The organism is Acutalibacter sp. LFL-21 (assembly GCF_025630755.1).
Lineage (GTDB): Bacteria > Bacillota > Clostridia > Oscillospirales > Acutalibacteraceae > Acutalibacter > Acutalibacter stercoravium.
Genome location: NZ_JAOTNT010000001.1, coordinates 70,977 through 96,882, shown reverse-complemented (window position 1 = coordinate 96,882; position 25,906 = coordinate 70,977). Strand labels below are relative to the sequence as shown.

Here is a 25,906-nt window from a genome sequence, read left to right as displayed (position 1 = left end):
CGGATTTGGGATTTAGGGAGATTTTCTGTCGTAGTCAAATAGTGGTCAAAAATGAGATTGGTTCTTAAATTAGTACACTCATATCTAAAATTTAACATCCGCTTTTGCCCTTTGGATATCTTGATTACATTGACTTTTTCTCAATAATCTGGTAAAATTATCTTAATAATATATTTCTTATGTGGAATTATTTTGACCAATAGTTCCAAATTACAGCAACCCATATCTGCTTCCCAAAAATCTCCTAATCACACTTCAAACGCATTTGCTCCTTTTCTCGCAACAGTATTATAATTATGCGCTCGGAGGGATTCACTATGAAAAAAGTAAGACGAGCTTTTGCACTGCTGCTCTCAGCCGCTCTGCTGCTGGGGGTTTTGGAACCTGCCGCCATAGCCGCAGGCCCTGTGACAGGTGCGAATCTGCAAACCACCATCCAGACGCCACGCTCTATTGAGCCCCAAAGTGGAACTTGCGGAGACAATGCGACCTGGTCCATTTCCGCCGAGGGGGTGCTGACTATCTCGGGGACGGGGGCCATAGGGAACTATACCGAAAATGACGCGCCTTGGCAAAGTTTGCGAGCTGACATAACAGCCATTGTAATTGAGAAGGGTATTACAAGAATTGGCAACTATGCTTTTCATGACTGCAGGGTCGCCACATCAGCTGCCCTGCCCGAGGGCTTAGTAGAAATTGGCGAGAACGCCTTCCGGAGTTGTGGGGCTCTAGAAGAGATTAACTTACCACCGGAGCTTACAACCATTGGCATTGGTGCGTTCTATTACACCTCCGCTTTAACTTCTATCACGATTCCCGGAAGTGTAGAAACCTTTTTGGATGCTTTTAATGACTCCGGCTTGGAGACAGTGACGATTGAGAACGGGGTAGATGAAGTAGACAGCTATGCCTTTTGCAATTGTTATCACCTTAAATCTGTCACTTTGCCCGACTCCATCCAAAGCATAGGAAATTACGCATTCAGTGGCTGCCAGCAATTAGAGGAGCTCGACTTGCCCGACGGGATAACAAGTTTTGGCGAGTATGCTTTTGCCAATACAGCCATTTCGGAATTCGAGTTCCCAGAGGGTGCGTCCATTAACGCAGGTGTATTGCAAAACACCTCGATTACCAGCATTGTCATTCCCCAGGGCGTTACAACGATTGGGCAGAACGCCTTCTACGGCTGCGAGAACCTGGCAACGGTCACCTTCCCCAGCACTCTCACCCGCATTGAGGGCGGCGCCTTCTCTTACACAGCGCTGACCTCCCTCCATCTGCCCGATGGTGTAGAGTTTATAGGGCATTCCGCGTTCCGAGAGTGCAATGTCTTGGAAACGGTCACGATGACGGACAGCGTGACTACAATGGATGATAACGCGTTCGACCACTGTGATATCCTGCGTTCCGTCACCCTTTCCGATCAAATTGAAACCATCGGCCTGCAAACATTTTCCCAATGCAAAAATCTGGAAACCATCCATTTGCCGGCCAGCTTGAAGACGATTGGCAACGACGCCTTCCAATACTGTGAATCGCTCCGCTCTCTCACCCTGCCGGACGGAACGGAAAGCATCGGCAGTTTAGCGTTCCGTGGCTGTAGCGTTTTGGAGGCTGTTGTCATTCCCGCAAGCGTTACATCCATTGATAGTGGTTGGAACAACAATAGCGTTTTTGCATATTGCGGCGTCCTCACTCTGTATGTAACACCAGGTTCCCATGCTGAAACATACGCCAAAGAGCGAGGGATCACCTACGAATATCTGGCCGAGGGTAAGACGGTGCGGCTGGACGTTGTGGACGAAGACGGCAAGCCGCTGGACGAGGTGGACTACTCCATCCGTTGGTACGAGAATGGCGAGCGGCTGAACGCTTCCGGCGGCTCCATCGGGGTGGACGGGGACACCCAGGCGCTGACCTATGAAGTCGCCCTGGGCGAGGAGCTGGCCTTCCAGTACCAAACGCCAGGGGTGCAGACCGTAGAGCTGACCGACACGGTTACCACCCTGGAATGCCAGCTGCAGCCCCTGCCCCAGGTGACCCTTACCGGCGCTGTGACGGATGCGGAAGGAGAGCCTCTGAAGCAGGCATCGGTCACCATTTCCCAGAGCGCTGGAATCTACGAGAAAACCCAGCGGGAAAATCTGCCGGTGGACAGCGACGGGAGCTTTTCCATCCAGCTGCCCGTTCTCGAAACCACCGTCACCGCCGAAATGGACGGCTATTACACCCGCAGCCGCACCGTTCCGCTGTTGGACGGGGAGGGCACCTCCAACAATGTGGGAGACATCGCCCTTCCGGCCATTCCCGAAGCCCGGGTGGAGCTGTCCTTCGCCGTGAAAAGCGCCGTGGCAGCGGGAGAGACCCCCGCGACCACCAAACTGCAAACAGGCAACGGCATTACGGTCTCGGCCTATAACGTGACTACGAGGCAAAACCTGACCGGCACCGTGTTCCAATATCCCTATCTGGTGCTGGGTGACAACAATGCGAAGTCTGGTGACAAGGTTCGCATCACTGCTACGGACACCTGGGGAAAGATGACCGCCGAACCAGTCACCGTCAAACTGACGGATGACCCATGGACAGCGGCGATCACATTTACGGAGAATGGCGCTGTCTCGGCCCTGCTTTCCGGGGACTTCCCCAAGCGGGCGGCAGTGTTCGACGGGGAAGGAAACCTGGTGCAGACCGCCACGGTGGATGGGCAGCTCTTTACCTCCCAGCCCCTGCCAGCAGGAAGCTATCAGGTGGCCTTCCTAGAGAAAACATCCCAGATCAGCGCCATTCCCACCCTGGGGTATCTGAACACCCTGGGCCTGGTACAGGGGGAGAACTATGTCCTGCGGAGCTTCAGCGTGGAAAACGGAAAGATCACCACACTGGATACCGTGACGGTCCCACCGCTGGAGATGAGCTACCTGGTGGCGGAGAACACCTCTGTCTCGGTGAACAAAGCCACGGTGCCGGCGGGACAGTATGTCACCGTGCGGGCGGCCTATGAACTGGAGGAGAAAGTCTCCTCCACAGGCCAAACCCTGGTGGTGGATTTGCCAGAGGGCTGCAGCCTTGTAAAAAACAGCGTGACGGTGGACGGAGTCAGCGCCAATTATTCCAGTTCGGATGATGGAACGGTGAACATCCCCACCAACAAAGAAAAGGCCACGGTGCTGTTTTACGTGACAGCCCAGGGCAGCGGGGAGTTTTCCGTCACCTGCAGCCTGGCGGTTACGCCGAAGGGTACGGGACAGGCGGTGACCCAGCCCCTGGGCAGCGGGTTCTTCTCCGCCACGGCTATGCAGCTTCGCGTACTGGACAAGACCTCGAAGGACGAGGTGCGGGTTTCCGGCAAGGCGGCGCCCAATGGCACGGTAGAAATCTACGACGGTTCCCGGCTGGCGGGGACGGCAACTGCCAACGCCGCGGGCACCTGGTTCGCGGAAGTGGATTTACAGCCCCGGTATCAGTTCGAGGTCCACGATTTGCAGGCCAAAGTCACCTCTGGGGGAACGGAGACGCTCTCCGACGTGGCCCGGGTGACCTATGACGCCAACTACATTGATTTTAAATCTGTCACCATGATCAACACAGCCCACCCGCCCACCAACCTGAACCCCATGGAATACGTGACGGAGATGGTGGCGGCGGAATACCAGGGCAAGTCCTTCTACTACCGCTGGGACCCCAACCACCCGGTATTCACCTTTACGGTGGAGTTTGACGAGAATGACCCGGAGCGCCTTTCCGGCGTGACGGTGGTGGCCGCCAACGCTCAAGGCGAGGAGACCCTGCTGCCCTGCCAGTATCAGGCAAGCGCCGGGGCCTGGACCACCTCCGGCACCTTCGACACGGTGGAGAGCCTGCCGGTGTCCCTCTCCGTGCGCTACAGCTGCGACGGGGTTCCCAGTGTCTTTGGGTGGGACGAAGCCGGGTTGGAAGCTTTGATTGAGGACACCCAAGAGTACGTTGAGCTTGTGGATGAAAGTCTGGAGCAAAATTTGGAAAACCTCTCTCTGGGCGAAGTGACCTTGGATGGGGAGATGCTCTCCATGCCCCTCCTCTACACCGAAGGCGAAACCGAGGAAGGGAATGTGATTGGCACCTTTACCGCCGGGCAGGTGGCGTATGACCAGTTCAACAAGGAGGAGTGGGAAGAACTGGACTGCCTGCACGTAACCATGGAAGACGGCACAGAATACTACACTCGTTCGATCATGGAATTGGTGGGTACAGACGTTGTCATTACTCGGTGGACAGCCTTTCCGAATGATCAGATCCTTACCAAGGATGTGATTATCTTGCAGAGGAAGTCCAACGAATCTTCGCAGGCATCCCAGGGGATGCGCCTGACAGCAAATCAGTCTTTTCAGAGTTCGAATAGTCGGGGAATTTCTGTGGATTATTCGGATTTCTTAGAGATTAACAACACCTTGGCCCAGTGCCTGCCGGGCTGGGCAGGCACTCTGGCTTCCGGCATCAATACACTGGGAGAATGGAATATCCTTCGCAGTGGAATCGCCAGCTATATGTCTGTTTTTGAGATTGACCACAACACCACCGAGAAACTTTTAGATGCCAAATGTGATGACGGAACGCCCCGATTGTCTTCTGCCCAGCGAAGCCAGTTTGCCGAATTGCTCGCAGTGTTGGATGGGATGGTGGAAGACTATCCCCGTACAGTATATATGATGTTTGCGGGATCCTTCTTTGCAGACTACTTGATGGGGAAAGTCACGGATAAAATGGTAACTACAAAGGGCCCTCAATCACCCAATCCGAGCGGCGATTCTGATATGATGGAGGCCTATAAACAGTATCTCAAGCAGCAAGGAAACAAACAAACGGTCACTTTAACAGGTAAGGATAAGTTTGCGTTGGGCCTTTTGGAGTTCGACGTAAATGCGCTAAAAAGCGCAGCTTCCGATACCATAATGAATGCTCTCTCTCTCAACTTGGATGCGCAAGAATATATGCACAGCCAATTTGAGCAGATTCATCAAAACTTTGAAGAGCTGCAAAAGCAAATCCAGATGTCCTATAGGCAATGCAAAGACGATGAGGAAGACGACGGCAAGGAAGACGGGGGCAACGGCGATGGGGGCGACGGCCGCAACGGCGCCAACAGCTTGGCTTTCGACATGACCGCCGGGCTGGACCCCTCTGGCTATGTGTGCGAGGCGGTGCCCTCTAACGTGCTGGAAGGGGTTACCGTCACCCTGTATAAGCAGGACGACGACAAAGGGGTGCAGTGGAACGCCACGGACTACGACCAGACGAACCCGGTTACCACTAACGCCGACGGCGTCTACGCCTGGGATGTACCCGCAGGGCAGTGGAAGGTAAAATTTGAGAAAGAAAGTTACAAAACAGCCTGCTCCGAATGGCTAGTTGTTCCCCCGCCCCGGACCGATGTGAATGTATCTCTGGTGTCGGAAGAGTTGCCAGAGATAGCATCCATCTCTGCCTACCAAAAGGGCGTGCGGGTGGAGTTCAGCCAGTATATGGATATTAAGAGCGTTAAAGAAAAACTGAGCGTAACCACTAACGGAAATAAAATCACCGGATCCGTAGAGGCCGAAAACGCCGAGGGCTCTCTAAATAATCCAGAGATCGAGTACGCCAGCGTGTTTTTCTTCACCTTTACGAATGGCCCAGAAAGCGGCGAGGTTACGGTCTCCGCTGCGGGTGCGAAAAATTACGCAGAGAATATCGTACAAGAAACTGCAGGAAGCAAAACGGCAACCATTGAAGTCGAGCCCACCGGTATTGCCGTCTGTGAGACGGCCTCTGTCGGCTGCGATGGTACCGTGACTTTGGAACTGCGGGTGGAGCCTCCCGCAGCTGGGGCCAACAAGACCATTCAGGTGGCGTCCAGCACCTCCTACTTGTTTGAAGTAAAGCAGAACAATGCCACAGTGACCCAGGTAACAACAGATGAGGAAGGCAAAGCCACCCTCACCCTCAGCGGCAAGTTGCCCGGGGTGGGCCAGCTGACCTTTTCTCTGGATGGAACCTCCCTCACAGCAGCCACCCAGGTGGCGGTGGGAGACACAACAGAAGTCTTGTCCGCCTGCGCCGAGGTTACGGCTAACCCGGTTCCCGGCTCTGTCGCCCCGGGGAAAGAAGTTACACTGCAGACGGAAACGGCAGGAGCTGTCATTTACTACACCCTCAACAAGACCTGCCCCTGCGATTTAGACAATGAGGCCCGCAAAGAGTACACGGGGCCCATTGAGATCACGGAGGACACCTACATCATCGCTTACGCCGTGAAGGAAGGTTATGAGGACAGTAAGACCAGCCACTTCTCTTATACAGTCAAAGAGGAAAATCCTCCGGTGGTGGAGCCAGGTCCTGGAGGGAGCACGCCTTCTAGAAAACCCACAGTGACGGTAAGCGGCACAGGAGGCACAGCTGTAGCCCAAAGCAGCGGTGTGGTGGTCATTACCCCTGCAACAGGGTATAAGATTGCCAAAGTGTTGGTCAATGGGCAGGAAGTTGCGATTCCGGCGGATGGAAATCTTACGGGATTGCAGCCTAGTGACAAAGTGACCGTGACCTTCGAGAAAATCAGCGAGAGCGTTGATTTGCCCTTCACGGATCTTGCTGAAGATGCATGGTATAGCGGGGCGGTGGAGTACGTCTATGCCCATGGTTTGATGCGAGGAATGAGCGAAACCGCCTTCGCTCCCAATACAAGCCTAACCAGAGCTCAGGCCGTGCAGATCCTCTACAATCTGGAGGGTCAGCCTGTTGTGAGTGGGACGGCGACTTTCACGGATGCAGAGCACTGGGCTAAATCACCCATTGTCTGGGCCCAGCAGACCGGCGTGGTGGACGGTTACGAGGACAACTCTTTCCGCCCGGAGAACCCCATTTCCCGCCAGGAGTTTGCGCAAATGATGTATAACTATGCAAAATACAAAGGTTATGATCTCACCGCAAAGGGCAACCTGGACGCTTTCCCTGATGCGGACAAAATGGGAGCATGGGCCGAGCCTTCCCTGGCCTGGGCCAACGGAAATAAGCTCATCAACGGCCACGATGACGGTACCCTGGATCCGGGAGGAATAACCATTCGAGCCCAGGCAGCAAGTATCCTCATGCGCTTTGACCTCAACATTGTAAAATAGCGCCTATGCAAATCTGAAAAGGAGCTCCCGGTTGTTATTGTACCAGGAGCTCCTTTTTTCGTGATTTAAGGGTATATGCAATCATAATACATGAGACACCACGGATTAATAAATCAGTAGGCTAATATGGATAGTACGCTTGAAAAAGTGCATATTTTACGCAAATTTCCTTGCGATTCCCCTCAATGTCTGCTATACTTTAATTAATTAACCCGATTTTCTTATTGAAGTTGTCGGAAAATCACAGCGAGGGGAATTGATGGGGGATGCGGTACTGCTACAACTGTTTCCAGTCCATGGCGGATGGGGCGGCTGTTTGTCCGTCCTGCGGATACAAAGCCAGCGCCCAGACGGGCAAGTTCCCCATGGCGTTGCCGTCGGGCACTGTACTCAACGGGCGCTACATTCTCGGAAGGGTGCTGGGCCAGGGCGGCTTTGGCATCACCTACATTGCCCAGGACCATAAGACCGGTGTTTTGGTAGCCGTCAAGGAGTATTTCCCCGATACTATGGCCGCTCGTACCGGCGGCCCCTCTGTTTCCGCCTACACAGGCCAGCGGGAGGAAAACTTCCTCTATGGGAAGGAGTGCTTCCTAAACGAAGCTAAGACATTGGCGGAGTTCATCGGCAACCCCAACATTGTGCGTGTGCATAGCTACTTCGAAGAGAACAACACGGCCTACTTCGTTATGGATTACGTCCAGGGCACCAGCTTCCAGGACTACCTGAAGCAGCATGGCCGCCTCTCTTGGCCGGAGACCAAGCGCATCCTTGAACCTGTCATTGGAGCCTTGGCTTCGGTGCACTCCAAAGGCGTTATCCATCGGGACGTGACCCCGGACAATATCTATATTACCAACGATGGTACTGTTAAGCTGTTGGATTTCGGCGCTGCCCGCTACAGCCTGGGTGACAAGAGCCGCAGCCTGGATGTGGTCCTCAAGCACGGCTACGCTCCCCGGGAACAGTATTCCCGCCATGGCCGGCAAGGGCCCTATACCGATGTGTACGCCTTGGGGGCCACTTTCTACTACGCCCTCACTGGCCGCCTTCCGCCCGATTCCATTGACCGGCAGGACGAGGACGAATTCATCCTCCCCAGCAGTCTGGGGGTCAAGCTCCCTGCCAAGGCGGAAGATGCCCTCTGCAAGGCATTGGCTGTCTCTGCCCAGGATCGTTTCCAGAGTATGAGTGAGTTTTACCTGGCCCTCAATGAGGGGGGGCAGGAACCCGCGCCTCCCATGCCGCCCCGGCCGCAACCTGAGCCTCCAGGCCCCGTCCCCGAACCTTTCCCTGGGCCGGAACCTGGACCCGCTCCCGATCCGGGACCTGCACCCGCGCCAGGGCCGTCTCCTGCTCCGAAGCCTGCACCTTCACCAGAGCCCACCCCCGCACCGGGAACCAATCCGATTTCTTCCATCCAAAAGCGTTTACCCAAATGGGCTCTGCCGGCTGCGGGAGCGTGTGCCGCCGTGGTGCTGTGTGTGGCGCTGGCCGCCGCTCTCAGCGGCCAGGGGGACCAGAAATTGTCTGTGGACGACACTTCTACGCTTAGTACGGTTTCTTTCTCTTCCGAAAGCTCGGAGGAATCTTCCCCTGCATCTCAGGTGATGCTCACCGAGGAGGATTTGGAGCTTTCCTCCGATACAGAAACGGTAAGCCTGGAAATTCGTACAACTTATTATGATGAAACCGGCGCCATTGAGGATTACGAAACGTATGAGTATGATGACTGGGGCAACCGGCTGCGGCACACCTATTTTTTGGCAGACGGGACAGTGGACTATTATTTTCAATATGTCTACGACACACAGGGAAATGAGATAACAAGCCATCACTATGGAGGTGATGGTGTACTCAAAAGCTGGGAGGAAGCTACCTATGACGAAAATGGGTCTAAGTTGACTTCTGTTTCCTACGATGACGATGGGTCGGTGCGGTGGCGCTGGGAATACGAGTATGACGCATCTGGGAATAAAGTGAAGAGCCTGTACTACGACGATGGCGAGGATATACTGTCTGGTTGGTACGAGTATTCCTATGACAGCCAGGGAAATGAGGTGGAGCGCCGCGACTACGATGAAAATGATGCACTAGAGGGCATAGCCAGAAGAGAGTACGACGAGGATGGGAATGAAGTATTGTTTCAGTACTATAACGGAGATGAAGAACTTGACTCCTGGACGGAATATGAGTATGACGGCCAGGGAAACGAGCTCTCCTCCAGCGGGTACGAAGCCGATGGTACACTCTCTGATTGGAGTGAAACCGCTTATGATGACTATGGCTACTCCGTTTCTCACACTTGGACCTACTCTCCCGAAGAGGAAGACAGTTACTCCGTCTTCATTTACCAAAATGAGTACGATGAAGATGGGCATATCATCCGCAGGACCTGCTATTCCGATGAAGTACTGTATAGCGTTACCGAATACCAGGTGCTGGAGGTTCCCACCGCGTCAGGCGGCGACCCTGATTTGGTTCTTCCCGCTCCGGGAGCCGCAGTCTCCGGAGAGGACACATCCTCCTCTCAGATTGAAAGCAGCCAGCCCAGCGGGAGCGGAAGTTTCTCCGGTTCCCAGCACGGCATTACTGGCATGAGATACGCCATCGAGGACATTCAGAACCTGGAGGGATTCCAAGACGAGTACAGCGGACTTCCCTGCGGCGGCCTGGTGGAGATGGAGGACGGCCCTTGGTTTTTGGGCCTGTATGAGCAGAAGAAGGGCGACGGAAGCTACGTGGTCTGCTACTCCCTTTCCGACCTGCGGGGCAACGGCCTGCCGGAACCCGTCGCCGGAGAACTGTTCGTTCCCGCCGGGGGCAACAGCGGCCAGGTGGGCATCGTCCAAGACGAAGAGGGGACCTATTACCTCATGGTCAAAAACTCCCGGATGAGCGGGGCGATGGCTGTGATCAGCCAGGCCTATGTGCCTTTCGGGGAGAACGGCCCCGTTTTCGGAGATGGCTACTCCCTCTACGGGGAGGTCGACTACGATGGGGGCACAGAGACCTACGCCCTGGACGGCACCGTCTTGGAGGAGGGGGAATTATCGGAGTTTCAGGCCCAGTTCACCACCCTGTGCTCTATGGATATTTTAGGGAACTATACTGGCAACGTGATCACCTTTGAAGAGTTCCTGCAAAACTATACATAACAGAGGAGGAAAAGCGATGCGCTACACAGAGTGCGCCAACGGCCATGTCTATGACGCAGATCAATACGCCGTTTGCCCCTACTGCAATCAGGCGCAAACAGAGATCCAGTTTGGCCCCGGTGGTGGGAGAACGGTGGCCCCTGGCGGCGCGGGCGGTACGGTAGCTCCCGGGGGGTTCGGCCCGGCCCCAGGAGGGGCTACAGTGGCCCCAGGCGGTTTTGGGGGGTCTCCCCTGGACGGGGAGCGCATCATGCCCGTGGGCGGCGGAGAGGACGCACAAAAGACGGTGGCCCCGGATATGTTCCGGCGGCAGGCGGAGCAATCCAACAAGACCGTAGCGGTGTTCCGGCAGCAGCACGGTATCGACCCGGTGGTGGGGTGGCTGGTGTGCGTCAACGGACCGGAAAAAGGCAACGACTACCGGCTGAAAGCGAAGATCAACACCATTGGCCGGGGCGAGGGCAACGATGTTTGCATTAAAGGAGACAAGACAATCTCCGGCCACGCCCACGCAAAGCTGGCCTATGACGCCCGCCGGAACCAGTACACGTTCCTCCCCGGCGAGGGTTCTAACATCAACTACTTAAATAACGAGGCAGTTTACACGCCTATGCCGCTCCACGCTTACGATGTGGTGGATCTGGGCGAGTCCAGTTTCCTGTTTATCCCTCTGTGCGATGAGCGGTTCCGCTGGGATGGGACATCCCAGGGGTGAGCTATGGGCATCTTCGCTTGGATGAAAGGAAAGCGGGGAACCCCGCCCCTACCGGAGAAAGCACCTCCTGCTCTTGGCTATCGGACAGCCTCTGTGCAGGGGATTGGTTCCCGGGAAGATCAAGAAGACGCTTTCCTTTTTGTGAACGACAGAGACGTGGTACGATCCCGGCAGGAAGGCCTTTTCGCCGTAGTGGCGGATGGCATGGGGGGGATGGCTTCCGGCCAAGAGGCCAGTGCCATCGCTATAGCTAGCCTTGCGGACAGTTTTTCCTCCTTTGACAGAAACGAAGCCCTTGCCCCTCAGCTCCGGCAAGCCCTCTGCGAGGCCAGCGGGAAAGTCTTTCAGCGACTGGGTGGGTTAGGAGGAAGTACCGCAATCGTCTGCCTTGTCTTTCGAGAGCAGTTGTGGTTTGCCTGCGTGGGAGACAGCCCGCTGTACCTGTTGCGGGATCAACAGCTGAATAGGCTGAACCAGGAGCACACGGTATGCACCCAGCGCTATGAGGAAGCTCTCCTCTCTGGCTCCACAGATCCCAGTTCCGGCAGAAACGATCCGCAATCCCATGCGGTTACGTCTTTTTTGGGCCGGGAGGAATTGAATCAGATAGATTGCCTTTTGCGCCCCTTACCATTGCAGGCGGGAGATGTGCTGCTCCTCTGTTCCGATGGGGTGAGCGGGACCTTATCTGAGGAAACACTGCTGGCCTGCCTCCAGCAGGAAACTCCCGAATACAGCTGTATTGCTATGGAAGAGGAGATCAAAACACGGAATAAGCCGGGCCAGGATAACTATACCGCACTGGTCATCCGCTGTGAAAACTAAAGAAAGAAGGGTCCCCTATGAAAAAGAGAATCGTATCCTCATTGCTGGCCGTTTTCCTGCTGTTGGCGATTCCGTTGACGGCATTTGCAGATTTTGACCCCGAGACCCGCAACAGTGTGGTGGTGGTGGAAACCTGTCTGGAACTTGATGCAGGTACGGTCAGCTTCGGGTGGGGCACAGGCTTCTTTGTGGGAGAAGACGGCCAGGACCCCATGTACCTTATCACCAACCACCACGTTATCGAGCCCTTCTTAGAGAGCGGCGAGGGAGAGCTGGTGCAGGCCGAGACCACTGAGGGGGTTCTAACAGGCCGCAGTAAGATCCGGGTTTATTACGACTCGGACGATTATGAAGAGGCTTACCCTGTGGCATACGATGAGATCAAAGACCTGGCGGTGTTAAAGCTGGGAGCGGCCACCTCCAAGCGTACTCCCCTCCCCCTTTGCAGCCCCACGGATGACATGGTGGGTAGCACCATCTATGCGGTTGGCTACCCAGGCCTGGCGGAAAATATTTTTGCGGACGCCACTTCCACTTGGGGTCCCTCGGACGTGAGCGTTACCAGCGGCAGTATCAGCCGTCTGCTCACCACCTCGGGGACTGGCCAAATGCGACTGCAAATTGATTGTGTGATCCGCCATGGAAACTCCGGTGGCCCTCTGGTCAATGAGAATGGCCAGGTATTGGGAATCGCTGTGTCTTCTGTCTCCGATGAAGAGGACAGCTCCATGTACTACGGCGTGAATATTGATGAGGTCATCCCCTACTTAAAGCAGTACGATGTACCCTATGTCCTTCAGGAGGCTGGAACGGCTCAGCCCAGCGGTGAGACGTCTTTAGCGGAGGGGACTACCCCTGCAGGGGACACAGTTGTGGTTCCCGATCCCGTAGAGGAAGAACCGGAAGAATCCTCTGGCGGCGTGCCAATCGCTCTATGGGTAGTGATTGGTGTAGCTGTAGCAGCAGTGGCAGGCGTGGCCATTTTCCTTCTACTCCGGAAAGGGAAGGCAGGGTCTCCCGTCCCAGTGCAGCCCGTACAGCCGGCGCCCGCTCCAGCACCTGCCCCTCAGAAAGTGCCTGTGCTGCGCTCTTTGGCTCAACAGCACAACGGGGTGCGGATTCCCATCCAGGGCAGGCAGATCCTGATTGGTACCAGCCAGGGAGAGTGCCAGGTGGTGTTCCGGGCGGGGACGCCAGGCGTCAGCCGCCGCCATTGCTCCATCTCCTTTGATGCCGCCACCGGGGATTTCATTCTAACAGATTTGGGTTCGTCCTTTGGTACGTTTTTGGAGAACCGTCAAAAGCTGGCCCAGGGTGTGCCCACAAGGCTGCGGCCTGGAGACAGGTTCTACCTTGGCTCTCCTGAGAACTTGATGAGCACGGGACTGGAGTGAGCCCATGATCGACAGCTTTTTCTTTACCGTACCCGGTGGTCGGGAGCATAATGAAGACGCGATAGGCCAGCGAGAGATTCCAGGGGGTACGCTGTTCCTTCTGGCTGACGGGTTAGGTGGTCATCAGAGGGGGGCGGAGGCCTCTGCCCAAGTGATCACTTCCATGCAGGAGGTTGCTCCTCCAGAGGGCGAGGAAGATCTGGAACAATGGCTTACTCGTGCGATTACACAAGCAAACGAAGTCCTGCTTCGGCTGCAAGCAGATTCCGGGTCTACCATGCGCAGCACCTTAGTGACTCTTGCCCTTACAGGGGACAAGGCCGTCTGGGCCCATGTAGGGGATTCCCGCCTGTACTGCATCCGGGGAGGGAGACTCATTTCTTTCACCAACGATCACTCGGTGGCTTACACCAAGTATAAATGCGGGGAGATTACCCGGGCTCAAATCGGCGAGGATGAAGACCAGTCTTCTCTCCTGCGCTCCCTGGGGAATCCCACACGGAACCAGCCGGATTTAGCTTCCTTGGGTGGTCCTCCCCAGCCAGGGGATGGATTTCTCCTTTGCTCCGATGGGGTTTGGGAATATCTCTATGATGGAGAGATCCTTGCCGACTTTTGCAAATCTGCTTTTGCAGAGGACTGGGCACGGCGGTTGCTGCTCCGAGTGATGGGCCGAATTCAGCCGGGGAATGATAATCTTTCCCTCATCACCATTATGCTCTCTTGATACAACGGTTGGGAGTATTGCTATGAAAAAGTTGATCGTTTTGCTGTTGCTGTTGGCATTGGGACTCCCGGTTCAGGCGTCGGAAACTCCTCCTGGCTCTTGTCAAGTAGTTAGTGCCTATTATAGAGGGGAAACTCTTTACACATTTCTCGAAGGGCAGCCCCCCGATGAATTGGGATTGCTACTGAACAATACACAGGTGGCCCAAGGGACCCCTACTCCGGTTTCTGAAACGGAAACAACCTCCCACTATCTATTCCTCATGGATCTTTCCACATCCATGCCGGATTATCAGCAGTGGATTCTTGCCTTTACTGACGCCCTGTTCGCGCAGGAGATCCAGCCGGTGGAAGTGGCCATTGCCGGGTTCGGTGACAGATTCGAACTGCTGGACGAGGGGATGACCACCAGTGACGAGGTGCGCAGGGCCATTGGTAATCTTCACTATGACCACACAGCCACCGATCTTTCCGGATGTCTGGCTCAAGCCCTGCGTTATACAGCGGAAACTCCTGTAGAGGAGGGGGCGGTAGCAAATGTTATCCTGTTTACCGATGGCATCCCTTGGCCAGAACAGGCGGATGGATGGGAAGAAGCTGCTGCCATCACCCAGGACTTGGCACAGGCTCCAGAGGTAATGTTCCATTTGGCTTCCTTTGGCAGCCAAGGAGACGATGTCTTGCTGCAAGCTCTTTCCAGTGGGAAGGGGCTCAGTCTCTCCATTACCAGCCGTTCAGACGCGGAGGCTGGCGGTACGGCTGTGGCTCAACAGGTAGATTCCCTCTATGGCCTAGCATTCCAGCCGAACATGCAGTTGGAAGAGCCTCGGCTGGATGGGCAGCTGTTTTATCAGGAGGATGGTTCTACCGTTTTCTTAGATTTAAACCATGTCCGCAACTATTCTGTGGAGTTGCCAGAAGAAGTTTCCGCCCCAACGGAAGAACCAGCAAATTCTCCCGAGCCGGAACCCACTCTTGAACCAGAACCGCCGGCGGTTCCTGAGCCAGAGAGCTCTGCCCCTCCGGAGAGTTCGCCGCCGGCGGAAGGAACGGTAACCAGCGAGCCCCGGGTGGAATCCTCACAGGAACCCAGTGCGCCTTCTGTTTCCTCGGGACCTGCAGCCTCGAAAGTGTACGCTGGTGAAGAAGAGGCATCTTTCCCACCCATCTGGATGATTGCGGCGGGTGGAGGTGCTGCGGTTTTAATAGTCTTTATCGTGGCAGTTGCTCTCTCACAAAGAAAAAAACGCACTACCTTAAAAGAGGCGGAAGCTCCGGGAATCGCATTGAAGTTGGAAGTATTCCAAGGGAAACCAAAGAGAAAGCAGGTGGTGTTTACCTTGGTGAATTCCCTTACAGTTGGGTCTGCAGCTTCCTGCGATATCGTGTGGAATGATCCGGAAATGGACGGCGTCTGCGCTCGAATCTTTTTGGATGAAAAAGGCGTGTTTATCGAGAGCGTGTCCCCTCGCACTCAGGTGTTTATAGAGGGAATTCTGATCCATGGTCCTAACCGGCTGCGCAGCGGCGACAGGGTTACCATTGCTCATTCCATATTCTGTCTGCGTTTTTAAAAAGAAGATCCGGACATCCTTGCTAACAGGATGTCCGGATCTTTCCTCCGTAGAATGAATCTATTTACACCCCCACCCTCCCCTGCATCTGAGCGCTCACTTCCCGCTTCTTCTCATCAAAGGCGTGAGTGTAAATATCCAGCGTAGTGGACACCTGGGCGTGGCCTAAAATTCCGGACACCGTAGCCACATCCGCTCCGCCGGAGATCATCAAACTGGCTGCCGTATGTCTGAGGCTGTGGACGTTCAAGTCAAGGGGCAGGCTGTGCCTTTTGAGAATTAGCTTGAACCGCCAAGTGAAGGTGCTGGGGGTCATGGGCAGGTTTTCTCCGTGGCGGCGGAAGATGTAGTCCTCTGGGGTGAGGGAGCGTCCCTCATGCAGTTCCAGTTCCCCCTGGCAGAAGGAGCGGTACTCTTTCAGCAGGCTGGCCATCTCCAGGGAGAAGTACACATACCGATCCCCGGCGGCGGTCTTGGGTTCTTTCACAAGGATGTCCTCCCCGGTGACCTTCACCACATTTCTGCATATATGGATGGACTTCTCGGTGAAGTCCACGTCCTTCCATTTGAGGCCGCAGCACTCCCCACGGCGCATCCCCGTAGCGATGAGGAGTTTGAAGTAGGTTTCGTATTTGATGCTCTCCTCCTCCAGTGCGGCGATCAGCCGCTTGGTGGTTTCCTCATCCGCCACGTTGCGCTTTTTCTTCTTTTTCCCAGCGTACTTGTAGGTGCGCCAAGCTGGATTCTGCGACAAAAAACCGCCCTCCATGGCATCGCTGAGGATTCCACACAGGCAGGCGTGGACTCCCTCAACGGTGCTTTCGGAGAGCGGTTTTCCCGTCACAGAGTGCTTTTGTTTCCGCAGCTGGGCGTAAAGGTTGCGGAAGTGTTCGGGCTTTAGATCGGTGAGTTTGTAGCTGCCCAGGGCCGGCAGGAACCGGTCGATGTCCTGCCTGTCCCGGGCCAGGGTGGATTTTGCCAGCTTGCCTGGGGCGATGTGAGCCAGCCAGTAGGCGGTATATTCTGCCAGAGTGACGGACTTGTCCACGGTTAGGGGCTGGTTTTTGCACTGCCGCTCAAAGAGGGCTGCTTCTTCCTCCAGCCATTTTTCCTTGGCCTTTGGTGTCAACCCCTCCGGCGGGTGGACGGTTTTTTGCTGGGGCTTGCGGCGGTGGCCCTCCGGGTCGTAGCCCATGGACACCACCAGCAGGTAGCTGTTTCCGCGCTTTCGGATGCTTGCCATTTCTGTTGACCTCTCTCCTGTTGTGGTTTGCCCTCTGGAGGCAACCACACACTACCCCACGTGCGGCCGGAAGTCTAGTGGCTTTTTCACTTTCTACCCTTTGGACAAAAGGGGCAGCATATCCTGCCCGCAAGCCCCAGCGATGTACCTGGTTTTCAGAACCGGAACAGGGCTTCCTCCAGCTTTTCGGCGGCCTCTTGCTTCAATTTCATCTGGGGGTGACAGTATGTGCGCTCTAGAAAAGAGGTGTCCCCGTGCCCTGCCAGCTCCGCAACGGTCTGCTTGTCCACCCCCTCGTGGAGCATGGTGGAAACAAAATAGTGGCGTAAAGTGTGGAGGTGGAAGGTGTCTGGGAAGCCGTTTTCCTCAAAGATCAGGCGCAAGTGTTTTGTAAAAGTGTCCGGATGGATGGGTTGGCCCTTCTCGTTGACGAACAGGTAAGGACTCAGCTCCCGGCCCTGCCGTTCCGCAATCTCCCGCTGGTAGTAGCAGAACCCCCGCACCAGGGAGGTGATGTCCTCAGACAGGGCGATGGAACGGGAGCGTCCATTCTTGGTGGGACCTTCCACCACACCTTGCCCAGCTACCACAGTGCGAGAACGGGAAACCGTGAGCACAGAGCGGTATTTCTCCACGATCACAAAATCTTTCCACCGCAAAGCGCACAACTCACCCCGGCGGCAGCCGGTGTACATGGCCAGTACGTAGAACAGCTTGTAGTGGTAGGGCTCGTCCAGCAGGGCCAAAATCAATTCCTGTGCCTGCTCATCCGTGGGGATGAACTGCTGCCGGTGTTCCGTGTCCGGCAAGTCGATCATCCGGGCGGGGTTGCGCTGGATGATTTCATTTCGCTTGGCATCGCTGAGAACGGCGGAGACAACGGTCAGGTATTTCTGCACCGTGGCTTCCCGGATGGGCTTGCCCTGGTGGGTTCTCTTTCTCAACTCGATCATCATGTTTTCCAGGGCCATGGGCCTCAGCTCTCCCAGTTTGATGGCCCCAATGTAGGGGTAGACCCGCTCCAGCATCCGGCGGTAGCTGGCCAGAGTGCTGGGGGCGTATTTCACCTGCCGCTCCAGCCACCGGGTGGCGTAAGCTTCAAAGGTGGTGTCCCTGTCCTCGGCGAAACCGGATTTCACCAGGCGTTCCAGCTCTTCTGCTTCGTGGGCAATGTACTGGGGGATGCCCCTGGGCTTCACCGAATTTGGGACGGTAATGGTCTTGGCCTTGCAGATTTTCTTGCCGCTTGGGCGGTAGCCGTTGCTGATGGTGATCTTGAATTTGCGGTCGGTAAGTTTCTTGATGCTTGCCAAGTCGTTTCTCCTTTCTAAAATCTTTAGCGCGATGTTTTGCGGTTTTGCGTAAGCAAAATGGAGGTTTTTCAAACCTCCAAGCAAAACTCGGAGAGATGGCGTCAGCCATCTCTTTGCCAACTCAGCGCTTTGTCAAAGGATATCATCCCGTTGGTCTTGCGGATTTCCTCAACGCATTCCCCTCGCAGTCGTGTTAAATCCTGCTGGTCTACGCTGCAGACAGCGGCGAGGATGTTCTCCGTCACCGCCTGCTCCACTGCCATCTTGAACAACAGCCGTCCCATGCGGTTGGCGGTTTCATCCATGATGCCTTTCACCGTGGAGGGGATGACGTCGGCCAGGTAGTCCTGGGCATGGTTGCAAGTGAGGTAGCCAATGTAGAACTGTAAAGCCTTTTCCATGAACTCGCTGCGGCTGGCGCAGTTGTCCTTTTGGTAGAGGGAATCCACCTCCTCCAGCAGGGAGGGGCGAATCCACAGGGCGAATTTCCGTTTCAAATCTTTTTCTGCCATAGATTTCTTCATCCTTTCGTTGACCCCGGCGGTGACACCCGTAAAAATGGCTTGCCGCCGGGAAATTCTTGTTTTCTGACCCCGTCCGTGACCCCAAGGTCGCCAAACCGACCCCGGAAAACGGGGAAATTGACGCCTGGGAAAAATCCCTCAACGACCGGCTCTGCCGGGCGAAGTGACCCGGCACGGGACGCCTCCAGCGACCCCGGGCCTTTCACCTGCTTGTTTTTCACACCTCTCTCCACTGCTGGTTTTGAGGAAACCGTGTGCCTGGTGGGAGGTCAAAAGCTGGTGCATCCGCCGTCTACGCTGGCGGCTGCTTTCCGGGCCGGGCCGTTTTCTTTTCTTTCTGCTAAACTGGGCTCTGTGTGGCCCAAATCGCCCCGGAACGGACGGGGACGGGTTGTTTCCCCCACCTGGGGTGGAAACCGCCACACGGGGCCTCCTGGGGGCAAAACGGGGGCCTTGGGTGGTTTTGTGGGGCGGCTGACTGTGGGTGGTCCCCAAGTGCCGGAAGGAACGCAAGGGACGCAAAATTCCGCTAGAGGGGGGACGGGATTGGTGTCACTTGCCAGGGCTTTCCAAAGGGTGCAAGGAGGCAATGCGTACCAGTGTACTCTTCTGCTTACACACAATATGTAGGCGATTTGATTTTTCTAAACACAAGATGAGGAAGTGTACTCCATGTCCGTTTGCACCCTTGCACCCTTCATTCTTTTCTCAGCCAATTCCACTCGTTGGCTAGGCGGACGGACTCCACATAGCCAGTTAGATTGCGTTTGGCCTCCTTAAGGGTTCTGGGAGAGATGCTGGCCTGTTCCGCTAAGCGGTACATCACTTTAGCGGGAACAATGGGGTGCTTGTCCAGGGTGTCTAGGATAAGCTGCTCCGCCAATGTGAGTTTGGAATCTGGACTTCTTCCGCTCAACAACTCGTCCGCCGTCAGGTTCTCATATCCCTCCTGCCAGTGGAGGGTGCCGTTGTCCAGGGTAAAGCCACGGGAAGGTCCTTCCTCCGCCAACGAGGATTTGTCGTGCACCATTACCCGGATGTCCCGGTTATTCTTGAGCCGGCCCACCAGCAGAACGCTTCGGGCCGCCGCTCGGAAGTCCATGGAGCCCAGTCCCCGTTGGGCGCTGTTGGCAGTCTGAGATTTGTTCAAGTGCCCCACCAGGACGATGGCACAGCCGGTTTGATTAGCAACCTGGGTCAGGCCCTTCATCACCGTGCGCACTTCGTTAGCCCGGTTCATATCCACTTTCTCTCCCAGGTATGCCTGCATGGGGTCGAGGATCATCAGCTGGGCATGTGTGTCTTGGATGGCCTCCCCGATGCGGTGATCCAGCATGGAGAGGGGAAAATCCGTTTCGTCAATGGTGTAGATCTTTTTCAAGTCCGCTTGGGATTCCAGCAACCGGGGCTTGATGGTGTCGCCCAAACCATCCTCGGCAGTTTGGTAGAGAACGGTAAGGGGTTCCTTATTTTCCCCGCCGGGGAGGGCCAATCCCCGGCTGCAGGCCGCCGCGATCCACAGGGCCAGGGTGGTCTTGCCCTCGGCTGGGTCGCCGTGAATGATGGACAGTTTTCCCAAGGGAATGTACGGGTACCAGAGCCAGCGCACCGGCTCCACCACAACGTCCTCCAGGGAGATGAGTTTCAGTTCGGGTTGATTCTTTGGCAAATAACTTCGCACTCCTTTCGATGCTCCCAGGGAAAAGGTGGGAGCAGTGTTTTTAATTGCGGAAAGCCACTGAGTCAGTCCTCTGCAATGGCTGAGGAAAAACTGCCCGGCGGACGGCTAAGCCGAGTTCAATTTTTCTTCCTGCAGTGGTGGAAGGGGGCCTTCTCCTCCGTGCCTTTTCATGTCTGCGAGGATACAAAAACTCCCACCTCTTTTGCAAAAGGTGGGAGTAATATCCTAAAAGCATAAGAATGTTATAGAGAAATCATTTCCAACACCTCGCAAGTTTACCGGACAGGAAATTTTATTCCTGTCTCAAAATGTGATTCTCATTGTAGAGAGAAGTCCGAAAGAAAACAAGGGGGGCCCCTGTCACCATGACAGGGGGGTACCCCCATATGTGGGAGTGAAACAGAAATAACTCTTCTGCATTTTGAGGTTTTTGAAGAAAAAATAGGCCCGAAAGTTAAATTCTTGACGCACAAACAAATTTGAAAATCTCAGCTCGTTTTTAGTAATTTTGCCGGTATGGATTGACGCTGGGCAGGAGATAATCCGGGTACAATGGAGAATGGAAGAGCCGGGCTCAGGCAGAAAAAAAAGAAAATCTCCGCCTTGAGTGAGCGGGGAAACAGGGAAAGATGGACGGCTTTGTTGGAGGGCCTTTTTCTTTTTTGTCTTTGTTATGACTATTTTCTAAAAGATAATTAGGAGGACACACTCTCTTCTGCTGATACATGCTCAATTTATTTACGCTGAAGCCAAAAAGACCTGTTAAGTTGACAAAGAAGAGCGGTTATGCTACTATAATAGTGACCGAAATATTTTAGAAAAAGGAGTGGTTTTTGTGACGCAAATTTCCATTTCCGAACTGAAAACGAATACCGGAAAGTATGTGACCATGGCTAACGACCAGGATATCTTCATCACAAAGAATGGAAAGATTGTTGCCAAGCTGGTCACTGCGAAAGTCGACAAAAAGGCCACTTTGGATCATCTGCTGGGATTGTTCCCTCAAGGACTGGATGTTGACCTGGAGCAAGAACGGGAGGAGCGGCTTAGCAAAAAATGAAAGTAGCTTTCGACACCAACGTGATTCTCGACTTCATTTTGCATCGCCCCAATGCGCAGGCTGCTCTGGAACTGGTTCGGAAAGTTGCTGCCGAAGAGATCGGGGGAATCATTTCCGCAAACAGCATTACGGATATTTATTACATCGCTAGAAAGACTATCGGCGATGAGAAGGCTCGTGAGGCGGTCGCTGACCTTTTGGCTCTCTTTGACGTGGCACCCGTTGATGGTGATGGTTGCAGTAAGGCGTTGGCAACCCCCATGAAAGATTACGAGGATGCAGTCTTAGCTGTGTGTTCCGCACAAGAAGGGGCTGACTATCTTGTCACCCGGGACGAAGATTTCCTAGCTGCCGAAGGGTGTCCTGTCCAGGTAGTGTCGCCGGGGACACTTTTAGAGATGCTAAATTGAAAATTTCCCTCTTTCGCCCTGTTACTTTTCTCTTTCTGCCCGCCCTCTGACTACTGTTTGACTACTATTTCCTAAAAACCGGAAAAACCGCGGGAGCCCAGGCGTATCAAGGGCTTCCACGGTTTTTGCAAATAGCTGTTAATTTTGTGCGATGTACCTGAAACCCGCATGAAACCTGGGTTTCTTCTTTGACGGCCTGATAACTCCGACTCTGTAGGCCGCTGGTTCGAATCCAGTCGGGCGCACCAAAACTCCCAAAGGATATTCCTTTGGGAGTTTTCTTAATTATTAATGTTAGGAAAAGTAAACCGGCCTCTTGACAGCGCTAGTACTTGTAAGCGCCTGTTTTGGTCTGGATACGTTCTAAGCGGGCACCCAGCCGGCTTAGAATTTCGTTGGTGATTGTGCCCGTTGCCTCGGCCATATCGTAGACCGTGATTTTCTCCGCCCCATCCTTTCCCAAAAGGGTGGCAATGTCTCCGGGGGATGTTTGAGGGATTTCCGTGATATCTGCCATCAACTGGTCCATACAGATTGCCCCCACGATGGGAGCTTTCCGGTGGTGAAGCAGCACCGTTCCCCGGCCATTGGAAAGTGCCCGGGGCACTCCGTCTGCGTAGCCAATGGAGAGGATGGCAACGAGCAGCCGCTGGGGAGCTTTCCACCCCAGTCCGTACCCCACTGTCTCTCCAGGATAGACCTCCTTTACCTGCGCCACCCGGGCCTTGAGGGACAGCACCGGTTTTAGGCAGATCGGGCAGGATGCCAACTCGTCACGGGTACTCAGTACCCCATACAGGGCGATCCCCACCCGAGCACAGCTGCCGCCTAACTGGGGGTAATGAAGCAAGCCTCCGCTGGCCAGCAGGTGGTTTTTCCCACAAGAGCAACCGTGCTTTTCCAGCTGAGCCACCGCCTGATAAAAGGCTTTGCCCTGCGCTATGGTAAATTCCCTGGCCCGGGGAGAGGGATCCTCTGAGGCGGCCAGATGGGTGAAAACACCAGTCACTTTCAGATACTTGTACCGGAAGATGGGAAGCAGCTTTTCCCATTCCTCCGCGCGCTGTCCCAGTCGGTGCATCCCGGTGTCCAGCTTGAGGTGAACGGACAGAGATTTCCCGTATTCTTCCAGAAGCCCAGCGTAGGACGGGTCGAGGACAGCTTGGGTAAGCCGGTGCCGGTGCAGCAGAGGAAAGTGGGTGGGGTGGGTATACCCCAGCACCAGGATTTCCCCGGTTATGCCCTGCCGGCGCAGCTCCGCGCCCTCCAGGGCTGTGGCCACACAAAAGTTGTGGATGCCCAGGCGGTTCAGCTCCCGTGTCACCAGTGCGGCCCCGTGGCCATAGGCGTTGGCCTTTACAGCGGGCATCAGCTGGCAGCCCTGGGGGAGAAGGCTTTCCAACTGATGGACATTGTGGGCCAGCGCTTCGCTGTCCAGCTGAATCCATGCTCGTGCGGTGGGATCCAGCATTTCCTGAAAGCCAAGAGACCCCGGGGGTGGCGGTAATAGGCTCACGAGATTTTGCCTCCTTCCCGGCACCATTCTGTAAAGAGGAAGCCCTCCTGATTGTCCCCCGAAACAGAGTAATACAGCGTGTCCTGGCGTGGGCGCCAAAGCGTTGGGCCGCTTGGATTGGCCCGTTGATAGGACAGGTACGCTCTCAGCCCCTTGCCCCGATAAAGGTAATACCGTTTCCCGGTGGGAAATTGCCGCAAAAACTGGTGGTATTCCTCCAACGTCAGGTGTTTGGCTGCCATGATTTCCCCGTGTGGCTCCCCCACATAGCGGAAATGCCAGGGCTCGTGGGCAATGCCGGTGATGTTCTCTTTCCCCTGGGGATACCGCTGGATAAACCCGCGAAAGGGCGATTGCTCCCGGAATTTCTGGCAGATTCCCTCGTAGGGGAAGTCTGGGCGGAGAAAGTCTATCGTTTCGCTCCGCAGGCCCAAATCAACGGCGAAGCCTGTCTGGTGCTCACTGTGCCCGGGCAAGGCCACATATTGCTCTGTAAAGTGCTGCCCGTGCTCCTGCAGGGAACGGGTGTAGATGGTTTCCTGCTCCTCCTGGGAGCGCCAGCCGCTTACCGGGCACAAGGTTTCGCCGCCTCCCAAATCCAGGACGAGCTTTTCCAGCAGACGTGCTACCCGGCCGTCCAGCAAGACACGGTTGCCCCCAAAGCTGGCCGGGAGAAGAAACCGGTCCGTACCGGTTTCACGAAAAGGAAACTGGGCGTTAACCAAAATCAAGTCCCCTGTGCGGATCATTTCTTGGGGCAGAAGGACCTCCCTCATGGCTCTAACGCCTCCTCGATGGCCTGGGTGACAGCGTCCTCCAGGGGGATCCCGGCGGCTTCCAACATTTTTGGAAACCGGCTGTGGGCCGTCAATCCTGGGATCGTATTGACCTCGTTAAAGACGAGATTGCCGGAGGGGGTCAGGAAGAAATCCACCCGGGCAAACCCGCGGCAGCCCAGGGCACGGTAGACGGTTGCGGCAGCGGCTTTCACCAGCGCCGCCTGTTCTTTGGTGACGCGGGCGGGCACATGGATGGCGGAGGTCCGCAGGCTGTACTTTTCCGTGTAATCAAAAAAGCCGTGGGAAAGCTCCACCTCATCCACCTCACCGATGGTTAAGGTTTTGTTCCCCAGCACGGCGCAGCCCACCTCAAAACCGGGAACAGCTTCCTCTAAAATCATGGTTTCATCGTACTTTAGGGCACTTTTCCAGGCGCCCTGCAGCTGGTCAGAGCTCATCACCTTGGAGATGCCAAAGGACGAACCTGCGCGCAAGGGTTTCACAAACAGCGGGTAGCCTAGGCTGGCCGCCCCATCCATCCGTTCCTGTTCCGAGGTTTCCCGGTCAAAAACCAGGGAGCGCGGGATCTCTACCCCAGCTGCCTGCACAAGTTGATGCGCCCGCATCTTATCCATGCACAGGGCGGAAGCCAGGGTGCCGCATCCCACTACGGGGATACCGACCAGTTCCAACAGGCCCTGAACCGTTCCGTCCTCACCGTTTTTTCCGTGGAGCACGGGAAAGGCTCCATCTAGCGGTATGATTTCCATACCGCCGCGCCGCCAGACCAGCAGCCCGTGATCCCGCCGGTTGGGGGAGACAGCGGCGGGCAGGCAGTGGCGCTCCTGCCATGTCCCGGCGGGGATGGCCTCCCACTTGCCGGTATACAGAAACCAGTCCCCCGCCTGGGTGATCCCCACCGGGATGGGGCGGTAACGCTCCCGGTCCATGTGGCGCAGCACGCTGTAAGCGGATTGCAGGGAAACGGCGTATTCCGGCGAACAGCCCCCAAACAGTACCAGGATTTTCTTCATTGCCCATTTTCCCCCTTTTTCTGCTCCAGGTATTCCTCCAGGCACACCCCTTGCTCGTAGATCTCTTTTGCGGCCTCTTTGCCTACATAGCGGTAGTGCCAGACCTCTTCGGCGGTGCCGGTCAGGTCGGTCTTGTCCCCGGGATACCGCCAGATGAACCCGTACTCCCAACTGTGCTCCTGCAGCCAGAAGAACACGTCATAGGTAGCGCCGCCCAGGTCTACCGCCAGGCCCAGCTGATGCTCGCTGGTGCCGGGGACAGCCACCCACTGCTGGGCCAATTCCCGGGCCTCTTCCTCCGAGCAGCCCTCCGCCAGATTGCCGTCTATCTCCTCCTGGAACAGCCGCTCCTGTTCCTCCTGGGTGCGGTAGCCGGAGAGCACCTGGGGCAGCTCTCCCCAGTTGCCTTCCCTGGCAGCCTCCAGCATTTCCATCAAAGGCTGGTAAATGCGCTCGTCCACCTGCTGGCCCCCGGGCACCTCCACCAGGTCCACCGTATAGTTTTCCGGCAGGGGGTTCCAGCGGTTCACCAGCAGCAGATTCCACTCCCCGTCCGGCTGCTTCACGGGAGCGGAGGCTGAACCGCTTTCCGAGCTGGACGTTGGCTCGGCTTCCGCCGCTATTCCCAGTTGGGGCTGGCTTCCCGGCTCTTGGGATGTGGGTGCTTTCCAGGTGAGGGCGGCGTAGGCTATCACCAGCACAAAGGCGATAAAGAGCAGGACCATCACCCACAGGAACAGGGAAAAGCCGTGGCCTTTGGGAGCGGGCTGCTTCCATTGGATATCCGCGTGTTTCATTTTCATGGCAAATCTTCCTTTCTC

At 55.6% G+C, this 25,906-nt stretch carries 16 protein-coding genes and 1 pseudogene; 9 read left to right on the top strand and 8 right to left on the bottom strand.

The window, feature by feature from the left end; translation table 11 throughout:
* Positions 1–296 precede the first annotated feature (296 nt).
* The 7 genes from ODJ80_RS00440 (at position 297) to ODJ80_RS00410 (ending at position 15,525) form a co-directional block, all read left to right on the top strand.
* Entirely contained in the window at positions 297–7,133 is a 6,837-nt protein-coding gene (locus tag ODJ80_RS00440) for a leucine-rich repeat protein (RefSeq protein ID WP_317619840.1), read from the top strand.
* A gap of 266 nt (positions 7,134–7,399) precedes the next feature.
* Positions 7,400–10,291: a protein kinase domain-containing protein gene (locus ODJ80_RS00435; protein WP_263040451.1), complete on the top strand. Its 2,892-nt coding sequence runs from the start codon at positions 7,400–7,402 to the stop codon at positions 10,289–10,291.
* Between the two features lie 16 nt (positions 10,292–10,307).
* Positions 10,308–11,006 carry an FHA domain-containing protein gene (locus ODJ80_RS00430; RefSeq protein WP_263040450.1) on the top strand — a complete coding sequence of 233 codons (699 nt, stop codon included), beginning with the start codon at positions 10,308–10,310 and terminating at the stop codon, positions 11,004–11,006.
* A gap of 3 nt (positions 11,007–11,009) precedes the next feature.
* The gene (locus ODJ80_RS00425; protein ID WP_317619839.1) at positions 11,010–11,831 is read left to right on the top strand and encodes a PP2C family protein-serine/threonine phosphatase; all 822 of its coding nucleotides are present in this window, start codon (positions 11,010–11,012) and stop codon (positions 11,829–11,831) included.
* Between the two features lie 17 nt (positions 11,832–11,848).
* The gene (locus tag ODJ80_RS00420; RefSeq protein ID WP_263040449.1) at positions 11,849–13,225 is read left to right on the top strand and encodes a trypsin-like peptidase domain-containing protein; all 1,377 of its coding nucleotides are present in this window, start codon (positions 11,849–11,851) and stop codon (positions 13,223–13,225) included.
* A 4-nt stretch (positions 13,226–13,229) separates the two neighbouring features.
* Entirely contained in the window at positions 13,230–13,952 is a 723-nt protein-coding gene (locus ODJ80_RS00415) for a PP2C family protein-serine/threonine phosphatase (RefSeq protein WP_263040448.1), read from the top strand.
* 22 nt (positions 13,953–13,974) lie between these two features.
* The gene (locus ODJ80_RS00410) at positions 13,975–15,525 is read left to right on the top strand and encodes a VWA domain-containing protein (RefSeq protein ID WP_263040447.1); all 1,551 of its coding nucleotides are present in this window, start codon (positions 13,975–13,977) and stop codon (positions 15,523–15,525) included.
* 64 nt (positions 15,526–15,589) lie between these two features.
* On the opposite strand, the gene ODJ80_RS00405 is transcribed toward ODJ80_RS00410, so the two are convergent.
* From ODJ80_RS00405 to ODJ80_RS00390, 4 genes are all read right to left on the bottom strand, one after another.
* Positions 15,590–16,768, bottom strand: coding sequence for a tyrosine-type recombinase/integrase (locus ODJ80_RS00405; RefSeq protein WP_263040446.1), 1,179 nt, complete (start codon positions 16,766–16,768; stop codon positions 15,590–15,592).
* Between the two features lie 155 nt (positions 16,769–16,923).
* Positions 16,924–18,081 (bottom strand): tyrosine-type recombinase/integrase, encoded by a 1,158-nt coding sequence (locus ODJ80_RS00400; protein ID WP_263040445.1) that lies wholly within the window; start codon positions 18,079–18,081, stop codon positions 16,924–16,926.
* A 101-nt stretch (positions 18,082–18,182) separates the two neighbouring features.
* Positions 18,183–18,593 carry a ribbon-helix-helix domain-containing protein gene (locus ODJ80_RS00395; protein WP_263040444.1) on the bottom strand — a complete coding sequence of 137 codons (411 nt, stop codon included), beginning with the start codon at positions 18,591–18,593 and terminating at the stop codon, positions 18,183–18,185.
* A 709-nt stretch (positions 18,594–19,302) separates the two neighbouring features.
* Positions 19,303–20,274 (bottom strand): AAA family ATPase, encoded by a 972-nt coding sequence (locus ODJ80_RS00390; RefSeq protein WP_263040443.1) that lies wholly within the window; start codon positions 20,272–20,274, stop codon positions 19,303–19,305.
* Positions 20,275–21,121: 847 nt separating this feature from the next.
* On the opposite strand from ODJ80_RS00390, the gene ODJ80_RS00385 reads away from it, so the two are divergent.
* Both ODJ80_RS00385 and ODJ80_RS00380 read left to right on the top strand, forming a co-directional pair.
* Entirely contained in the window at positions 21,122–21,346 is a 225-nt protein-coding gene (locus ODJ80_RS00385) for a type II toxin-antitoxin system Phd/YefM family antitoxin (protein WP_263040442.1), read from the top strand.
* On the top strand, positions 21,343–21,756 hold the full coding sequence (locus tag ODJ80_RS00380; RefSeq protein ID WP_263040441.1) for a type II toxin-antitoxin system VapC family toxin: 414 nt from the start codon (positions 21,343–21,345) through the stop codon (positions 21,754–21,756). The genes ODJ80_RS00385 and ODJ80_RS00380 overlap by 4 nt, the downstream gene beginning before the upstream one ends.
* 325 nt (positions 21,757–22,081) lie before the next feature.
* Here ODJ80_RS00380 and vanT read toward each other — a convergent pair whose 3' ends face one another.
* From vanT to ODJ80_RS00360, 4 genes and pseudogenes are all read right to left on the bottom strand, one after another.
* Positions 22,082–23,272 (bottom strand): serine racemase VanT catalytic subunit, encoded by a 1,191-nt coding sequence (gene vanT, locus ODJ80_RS00375; protein WP_263040440.1) that lies wholly within the window; start codon positions 23,270–23,272, stop codon positions 22,082–22,084.
* Positions 23,269–24,048, bottom strand: a complete 780-nt coding sequence (locus tag ODJ80_RS00370) for a D-alanyl-D-alanine carboxypeptidase family protein (protein WP_263040439.1) — start codon at positions 24,046–24,048, stop codon at positions 23,269–23,271. Before ODJ80_RS00370 ends, vanT begins: the two co-directional genes overlap by 4 nt.
* Positions 24,045–25,085 carry a D-alanine--D-serine ligase VanG gene (gene vanG / locus ODJ80_RS00365; RefSeq protein ID WP_263040438.1) on the bottom strand — a complete coding sequence of 347 codons (1,041 nt, stop codon included), beginning with the start codon at positions 25,083–25,085 and terminating at the stop codon, positions 24,045–24,047. The genes ODJ80_RS00370 and vanG overlap by 4 nt, the downstream gene beginning before the upstream one ends.
* Positions 25,082–25,639: pseudogene (locus tag ODJ80_RS00360) on the bottom strand (M15 family metallopeptidase); the annotation flags it as partial. The pseudogene ODJ80_RS00360 and the gene vanG, both read right to left, overlap by 4 nt.
* Positions 25,640–25,906 lie beyond the last annotated feature (267 nt).

Excerpts from the sequence above, each read along its gene's own strand:
- ODJ80_RS00425 (WP_317619839.1), top strand. The coding sequence starts at position 11,010 with ATGGGCATCTTCGCTTGGATGAAAGGAAAGCGGGGAACCCCGCCCCTA.
- ODJ80_RS00415 (WP_263040448.1), top strand. The coding sequence starts at position 13,230 with ATGATCGACAGCTTTTTCTTTACCGTACCCGGTGGTCGGGAGCATAAT.
- ODJ80_RS00380 (WP_263040441.1), top strand. The coding sequence starts at position 21,343 with ATGAAAGTAGCTTTCGACACCAACGTGATTCTCGACTTCATTTTGCAT.
- ODJ80_RS00430 (WP_263040450.1), top strand. The coding sequence starts at position 10,308 with ATGCGCTACACAGAGTGCGCCAACGGCCATGTCTATGACGCAGATCAA.
- ODJ80_RS00395 (WP_263040444.1), bottom strand. The coding sequence starts at position 18,593 with ATGGCAGAAAAAGATTTGAAACGGAAATTCGCCCTGTGGATTCGCCCC.
- ODJ80_RS00435 (WP_263040451.1), top strand. The coding sequence starts at position 7,400 with ATGCGGTACTGCTACAACTGTTTCCAGTCCATGGCGGATGGGGCGGCT.
- vanG (WP_263040438.1), bottom strand. The coding sequence starts at position 25,085 with ATGAAGAAAATCCTGGTACTGTTTGGGGGCTGTTCGCCGGAATACGCC.
- ODJ80_RS00405 (WP_263040446.1), bottom strand. The coding sequence starts at position 16,768 with ATGGCAAGCATCCGAAAGCGCGGAAACAGCTACCTGCTGGTGGTGTCC.
- ODJ80_RS00420 (WP_263040449.1), top strand. The coding sequence starts at position 11,849 with ATGAAAAAGAGAATCGTATCCTCATTGCTGGCCGTTTTCCTGCTGTTG.
- ODJ80_RS00370 (WP_263040439.1), bottom strand. The coding sequence starts at position 24,048 with ATGAGGGAGGTCCTTCTGCCCCAAGAAATGATCCGCACAGGGGACTTG.
- ODJ80_RS00440 (WP_317619840.1), top strand. The coding sequence starts at position 297 with ATGCGCTCGGAGGGATTCACTATGAAAAAAGTAAGACGAGCTTTTGCA.
- ODJ80_RS00410 (WP_263040447.1), top strand. The coding sequence starts at position 13,975 with ATGAAAAAGTTGATCGTTTTGCTGTTGCTGTTGGCATTGGGACTCCCG.